Below are 6,640 nucleotides of genomic sequence, written 5' to 3'. Positions count from 1 at the left end.
GGTGTTGACGTTCTGCTGACTCACGATTCCCCCCTCCGGTCCTGTGGTCCGCCGTGCCCGGGGACCCTGGGCACCAGTGTTCGTCAGTGCCCGCCCAGGAGAGGGGCTCTTATCGTGCGTGCCCAGTCGCTGACGCTGGCCGCGGCCGGCGCTGCCCTGCTCGCCCCCACGCTCGCCCCCACCACGATCTCCGGCGTCGCCTTGCCCGATGCTGTGCACAAGCGCGTGGGGAACGCGGGACCTCCAGGGAATGCCGGCTCGGCCGGGGGTGTCCGGGCCGCGGACCTGCTGGCCGTGGTGCGCGACTGTGTGCCCGTCTCCCGCGGCCTCTACCGCACCGACAACGGGGCGCCCGCGGACATCCCCGTCTGCGGAAAGCGCGGCGCGGTCTTCTGGAAGGCCGACCTGGACATCGACTGCGACGGCCGCCGCGGCCCGTACTGCAACGAGACCACCGACCCGCTCTTCGCCGACACCACCGCCTTTCAACAGTCCGACGGCAACTACCTCAGCGCCGAGACCCTTCCGTACGTCGTCGTGCCCGCCGCGAGCCATATCTGGAACCACTACGAGTACGGTGTCCGCAGCGGCACGGTCGCCGCCGTGATCCACGGCGACCGTGTGCAGTACGCGGTCGTCGGCGACCTCGGCCCCGAGGGCCTAATCGGCGAGGCGTCGTACGCCACGGCCCGGGGCCTCGGCATCCGCCCCGACCCGCAGGGCGGCGGGGCCGCCTCCGGGGTCACGTACATCCTTTTCGAGGGCTCCGACGCGTCTCCCATCGAGAACCCCCGGGCGGCCGTCGCCGAGGGCGAGCGACTGGCCCGGGAGTTCATCCGGCGGAACGAGGCCCGCTGAGGGCGCCCGCCTCACACCTTCCGATAGCTGTACGCGTCTGCCGCGGCCGCCTCCACCGCCGCCAGGTCGGCTCCCGTGGACGCCGTGACGACCGCCGCCACCGCGCCCTCGACGAAGGGGGCGTCCACCAGACGGGTGCCCGCCGGGAGTTCGTCGCCCTCGGCCAACAGGGCCTTCACGGTGAGGACCGCGCTGCCGAGATCGGTGAGTACGGCGACACCGGCGCCCCGGTCCACGGCTGCGGCGGCGGCCGAGATCAGCTCGGAGCTGGTGCCGAAGCCGCCGCCCTCGATGCCGCCCGCAGGTGCCACCGGAGCGGTCGTACCGCCGCCGGCGAGCCCCGTCGCCAGTTCGGCGACCGAGGCGGCCACCGCCGCGCTGTGCGACACGAGCACGATGCCCACCAGTTTCTCGTCATCTCCCGCAGCGCTCGGCACGTCACTCACCGGCCGTCTCCGCGAGCGCCGCGATCAGGAGGGCCGAGGAGGTGGCACCGGGGTCCTGGTGTCCGATGCTGCGCTCACCCAGGTAACTCGCCCGGCCCTTGCGGGCCTGCAACGGCGTGGTCGACAGGGCGCCCTCCTCGGCGGCCGCCCGCGCCGCGGCGAAGGACTCGCCGAGCGCGTCGACCGCGGGCACCAGCGTGTCGATCATGGTCTTGTCGCCGGGCGCGGCCCCGCCGAGCTGCATCACCGCGTCCACACCGGTGCGCAGCGCCTCAGTGAGCTCCTGCGCGTCGACCTCGGCCGCGTCACCGAGCGCCTTGCCCGTGCGGCGCAGCAGCGTCCCGTACAGCGGCCCGGACGCGCCGCCCACCGTCGAGATCAGCTGCCGTCCGGCGAGCATCAGGACGGTGCCGGGCGTCTGAGGCGCCTCCTTCTCCAACGTGGCCGCCACGGCCCTGAATCCGCGCTGCAGGTTGCTGCCGTGGTCGGCGTCGCCGATCGGTGAGTCGAGGGCGGTCAGCCGTTCCGCCTCTCGGTCCACGGACGCGGCGGTCGCCGTCATCCAACGGCGGAAGAAGTCGGCGTCGAGCACTGGATCTCCTTGCTTGGTAAGGGAGTTGACCGGTCGCACCGGCACGGGCCGGGGATCGCACCGGCACGGGCCGGGGCAGCGTCACATGCCCCAGCGCAGGCCCGCCGTACGCACCGGAGCGTCCCACAGCCGCAGCAGCTCCTCGTCGACCTGGCACAGGGTCACCGAGGCGCCGGCCATGTCGAGCGACGTGACGTAGTTGCCGACGAGGGTGCGTGCCACCGGCACACCGCGCTCGGTCAGCACCCGCTGGACCTCCGCGTTGAAGCCGTACAGCTCCAGGAGCGGCGTGGCGCCCATGCCGTTCACCAGGACCAGGACGGGGTTGCGGGGGCTCATGTCCTCCAGGATCGCGTTCACGGAGAAGTCGGCGATCTCCCGCGAGGTCATCATGGCCCGCCGCTCCCGGCCGGGCTCGCCGTGGATGCCTACGCCCAACTCCAGCTCCCCGGGCGGCAGATCGAAGGTGGGGCTGCCCTTGGCCGGAGTGGTGCAGGCGCTGAGAGCGACGCCGAAACTGCGCGAGTTCTCGTTGACCTGCCGGGCGAGCGCCTCCACCCGCTCCAGCGGCTGGCCCTCCTCGGCCGCCGCGCCCGCGATCTTCTCCAGGAACAGCGTCGCGCCGGTGCCGCGGCGGCCGGCCGTGTAGAGGCTGTCGGTGACGGCCACATCGTCGTTGACGAGGACCTTGGCGATCTGGATGCCCTCGTCCTCGGCCAGCTCCGCCGCCATGTCGAAGTTGAGCACGTCACCGGTGTAGTTCTTCACGATGAACAGCACACCGGCGCCGCTGTCCACGGCGGCCGCCGCCCGCACCATCTGGTCCGGCACCGGGCTCGTGAACACCTCGCCGGGACAGGCCGCCGACAGCATCCCGGGGCCCACGAACCCGCCGTGCAGCGGCTCGTGCCCCGAACCACCACCCGAAACAAGCCCCACCTTCCCGGGCACCGGAGCGTCCCGCCGCACGATCACCCGGTTCTCGACATCCACGGTCAGCTCGGGATGGGCGGCCGCCATGCCCCGCAGCGCGTCCGCGACAACGGTTTCCGCGACGTTGATGAGCATCTTCATGGGTACCTCCTGGTGAGCCTGGCAGGCGGGGCCTCGTCCTGCGTTTTTGCTGTTCAGAGTAGGTGAGCCAGTTGTCGATCCGGGCGATCCGTGGCGACCTGCGGCGGGTTGTGGTGGTGCTGATGCTGACTCGGTGTTGACTTTGGTGATGGAGTGTCAGGTCGTCGTCGGGGGTCGGACATGCGGCGGCTGGAGTACTGCTCTGGGCAGTATCAACCTTGTGGCAGCGAAGGTCACCTGTGCCGTCCGCTTAGATCCGCTTGCGTCCGCAGAGTGGCGGTTCGTGGGGATCAGCGATGCGTCAGGAGCAGCCTGGCGCGTGCGCGGCACGGGTTAGGGTCGGTATGAGCGTTTGCTTTCCCGCAGGCAGCCGCAGCGGTCGTTGCCGACCGGACGTGATCGAGCGGGTGGAGACGGGGGAGACGGCGACATGGGGCGGGGAAGGCCGGAGCAGGCCGCAGTACTGGACGTCGGGTGCCACAGCGCACTGCTGACCGTGGTCCGATGGCGGCCGGGCGCAGGGCTGGAGCCGGTCTTCTCGTACAAGGTACGGCTGCGGCTGCACGAGGCGCTCGACCGCAGAGGCCGCCTGCGCCAGGTCGGGATCACCAGTGTGCAGGGCGCCGTGGCCGAAGCGATGGCCGCCGTCCGGGTCCGCCGCTCGCCGACCGTGTTCCCCTTCGCGACCTCGGTCATCCGGGACGCACCCAACCGGGAACAGGTGATCACGCAGGTGGCTCGTGCCACCGGCACCCGGCTGCGGGTCCTGCCCGGGGAGGAGGAAGCGCGCCTGGCCTATGTGGCGGCCCGGCAGTGGACGGGTTCCGGGCGTGGCCCGCTGCTGATGCTGGACATCGGTGGCGGCACCGTGGAGATCGCCTCGGGCCGGGGAGCGCAGCCCCGCAGCGTGCTTTCGCTGCCGTTGGGCGCCCGGCGCATCACCCGCGACTGGCTCCCCGGCGGCGCCATTCCGGCCACGGCACGTCTGGAGGAGGTCCGGGAGTTCCTCGGCCATGCCCTGAGTACGGCACCCGGCCTGCCGGTGGCCGCACGGGACGGGAGCGTCGTCGCCTGCTCCAAGACCTTCGAACAGCTCGCCCGCCTGGCCGGCACGCCGTCCAGGCGCAGAAAAACCCACAGCGGGCGGCAGCTGACGCTGTCCCAGGTGCGGCGGTGGATCCCGGTGCTGGCCGGAGCGGGTCCCGCCCGGCGGACCCGACTGCCGGGCATCTCCCGGCACCGCGCGGGGCAGGCCCTGGCCGGCGCTCTTGTCGCCGAGGCGCTCCTCACGGCGTGTGAGGCCCAGAGTGTCGTCATCTCCCCGTGGTCGACCAGGGAAGGACTTCTGCTCGAGCACCTCGGTGCGGTTTCCGCGGCACCCCGGCAGGACCTTCCTCTCGTCGGCTGACCTCCGGACCGGAAGACCTGGCGCAGGCCAGGCGCGGACACTCGACGTCATCGTGGACGTGCTCCGCAGGACCGTTCCGCCGCACACGGCACGCACCATGTGGGTGTCCACCGTGCCGCGGAAGACGGACAGCCGTGCCCACAGCAACTCGATGGCGGCGGTCGCGGTGGGCGGTGGGCGGTGGTGACAAGGCGCTCCCACATCAACGTGTCGGAGGGGTGGGCCAGTTCGACTTGCGGGTGTCGTCGTCCTCCGTGTCGCGCCGGTTCGCCGGGTTTCGGTGGCGTGGGTCTACACCTCGATCTGCGACCCCATGATGACCGTGCGGTCGCGGGGCAGGCCGAAGTACTCGGCGGCGTCGGCCGTGATGTAGGAGGTGGCGATGAACAGCCGCTTGCGCCAGGGCGCCATCGTGGATGCCTTCCCGCGCCGGAGCTCGATCTTCGACAGGAAGTAGGACGCCTGGTCGAGCTGCAGCGGCCCTTCGGTTTCGGCCGGGTCGAGCATGGCCAGTGTGCCGGGCACGTCAGGCGTCTCCATGTAGCCGAACCGGGCGGTGACGTGGATGATCCCGTCGTCGGCGTACCCGAGGTCGTCGACGGCGATCCGCTGGTCGGCCGGGACGCGAGGCACGGGCTCGGTCCCGATGGACAGGATCACGACCTGCTCGTGCCGCACGTGGTTGTGCTCGGCGTTGGCGCGCATGGCCAGGGGCGCGGTCTCCTTGTCCCGGTTCAGGAAGACGGCCGTGCCGGGCGCCCGGAGCGTCGGCTCCTGCCCTGTGCGGAGGCGGTCGATGAACTCGGGCAGCGGCCCTTCCTGGCGGGCTCGTTCCTCGGTGACGAGTTCGCGGCCGCGCTGCCAGGTCGTCATGACCGTGAACGCGGTGAGGCCGATCAGCAGCGGCAGCCACGCGCCGTGGACGAGCTTGGTCATGTTGGCCGCCACGAACAGCAGGTCCACGAGGAGGAGCGCGCCCGCACCGACGGCGAGCAGCCACCGGGGCGTACCCCACTTGCCACGGGCGACGTAGAAGAACAGCAGGGTGGTGATGGTGATGGTGCCGGTGACCGCCATGCCGAACGCGTAGGCCAGCGCCGCGGAGCTCTGGAAGGCGAAGACCAGCGTGAGGACCGAGACCATCAGGAGCCAGTTGATCCACGGGACGTAGATCTGGCCGATGGTGGATTCGGAGGTGTGCGCGATACGCAGCCTCGGCAGATAGCCCAGCTGGGCAGCCTGGGACGCGACCGAGTACGCGCCGGTGATCACCGCCTGGGAGGCGATCACGGTCGCCGCCGTCGCCAGTAGGACCATCGGCCATCGTCCCCAGTCGGGCACGAGCAGGAAGAACGGGCTGCTGATGTTGTCCGGATCGTCGAGGATCAGCGCGCCCTGGCCCAGGTAGCTCAGGACGCAGGCGGGCAGTACGAGGAACAGCCAGCCTCGGGTGATCGCCCGGCGGCCGAAGTGCCCCATGTCGGCGTACAGCGCCTCGGCACCGGTGACGGCGAGCACGATCGCGGCCAGGGCGAAGAAGGCCGTGCCCCAATGGCCGAACAGGAAGCCCAGGGCGTACGTCGGTGACAGTGCCCTGAGGGTGTCCGGGTGGTCGGCGATGCCGGCGACGCCGCACGCGCCGATGGCCGTGAACCAGACGATCATGACCGGGCCGAACACTCGGCCCACCGCCGCGGTTCCCCGGCGCTGCACCAGGAACAGCGCCACGATGATCACCGCCGTGATCGGCACGACCGCGCCGTCCATCGACGGCTCGACGACCTTGAGCCCCTCGACCGCGGACAGCACCGAGATTGCCGGGGTGATCATGCTGTCACCGAAGAACAGTGACGCACCGAAGATGCCGAGCGCGGCCAGTACGACGGTGGCCCGATGCCCGCGTTGTGAACTCCAGCGCCGCAGCAGGGTGATCAGTGCCATGATGCCGCCCTCGCCGTCGTTGTCGGCGCGCATCGCCAGCAGCACATAGGTGACCGTGACGATGACCATCACGGACCAGAAGACCAGCGACACCACCCCGTACACGTTGTCCGTGGTGACCGGGACGGGGTGCGGGTCGTCGGGGTTGAACACCGTCTGCAGGGTGTAGATCGGGCTGGTCCCGATGTCGCCGAAGACCACGCCGAGAGCACCGATGACGACCGCGAGCCGCACCGAGTCGTGGGTGCGCGCCCGACGGGCCTCCTCTCCCCGCGACGCGGATCCGTCGTCCGACGTGGTTCCCTGCCGGCGATCGGCCAT

General features: G+C 71.0%; 7 protein-coding genes. 3 read left to right on the top strand and 4 right to left on the bottom strand.

The features are described 5' to 3' along the window. Positions 1-114: 114 nt before the first annotated feature. Positions 115-858 carry a glycoside hydrolase family 75 protein gene (locus tag O3Q52_RS18830; protein ID WP_269649944.1) on the top strand — a complete coding sequence of 248 codons (744 nt, stop codon included), beginning with the start codon at positions 115-117 and terminating at the stop codon, positions 856-858. Positions 859-869: 11 nt separating this feature from the next. On the opposite strand, the gene O3Q52_RS18825 is transcribed toward O3Q52_RS18830, so the two are convergent. The 3 genes from O3Q52_RS18825 to dhaK all read right to left on the bottom strand — a co-directional run bounded on the left by O3Q52_RS18825 (position 870) and on the right by dhaK (position 2,970). Beyond that, complete coding sequence (locus tag O3Q52_RS18825; RefSeq protein WP_269649946.1) at positions 870-1,295, bottom strand: PTS-dependent dihydroxyacetone kinase phosphotransferase subunit DhaM; 426 nt, start codon at positions 1,293-1,295, stop codon at positions 870-872. Position 1,296: 1 nt separating this feature from the next. After that, positions 1,297-1,896 (bottom strand): dihydroxyacetone kinase subunit DhaL, encoded by a 600-nt coding sequence (gene dhaL / locus O3Q52_RS18820; RefSeq protein ID WP_269649943.1) that lies wholly within the window; start codon positions 1,894-1,896, stop codon positions 1,297-1,299. Positions 1,897-1,977: 81 nt separating this feature from the next. Then, positions 1,978-2,970: a dihydroxyacetone kinase subunit DhaK gene (dhaK, locus tag O3Q52_RS18815; RefSeq protein WP_269649942.1), complete on the bottom strand. Its 993-nt coding sequence runs from the start codon at positions 2,968-2,970 to the stop codon at positions 1,978-1,980. A 430-nt stretch (positions 2,971-3,400) separates the two neighbouring features. On the opposite strand from dhaK, the gene O3Q52_RS18810 reads away from it, so the two are divergent. Both O3Q52_RS18810 and O3Q52_RS18805 read left to right on the top strand, forming a co-directional pair. Then, positions 3,401-4,378, top strand: coding sequence for a Ppx/GppA phosphatase family protein (locus O3Q52_RS18810; RefSeq protein WP_269649941.1), 978 nt, complete (start codon positions 3,401-3,403; stop codon positions 4,376-4,378). A 58-nt stretch (positions 4,379-4,436) separates the two neighbouring features. After that, positions 4,437-4,565: a hypothetical protein gene (locus O3Q52_RS18805; RefSeq protein WP_269649940.1), complete on the top strand. Its 129-nt coding sequence runs from the start codon at positions 4,437-4,439 to the stop codon at positions 4,563-4,565. A gap of 104 nt (positions 4,566-4,669) precedes the next feature. Here O3Q52_RS18805 and O3Q52_RS18800 read toward each other — a convergent pair whose 3' ends face one another. Then, complete coding sequence (locus O3Q52_RS18800) at positions 4,670-6,640, bottom strand: potassium transporter Kup (RefSeq protein WP_269649939.1); 1,971 nt, start codon at positions 6,638-6,640, stop codon at positions 4,670-4,672.

Source organism: Streptomyces sp. ActVer, from assembly GCF_027270795.1.
GTDB classification, from domain to species: Bacteria; Actinomycetota; Actinomycetes; order Streptomycetales; family Streptomycetaceae; genus Streptomyces; species Streptomyces umbrinus_A.
This window is presented reverse-complemented; position numbering and strand designations above follow the sequence as displayed.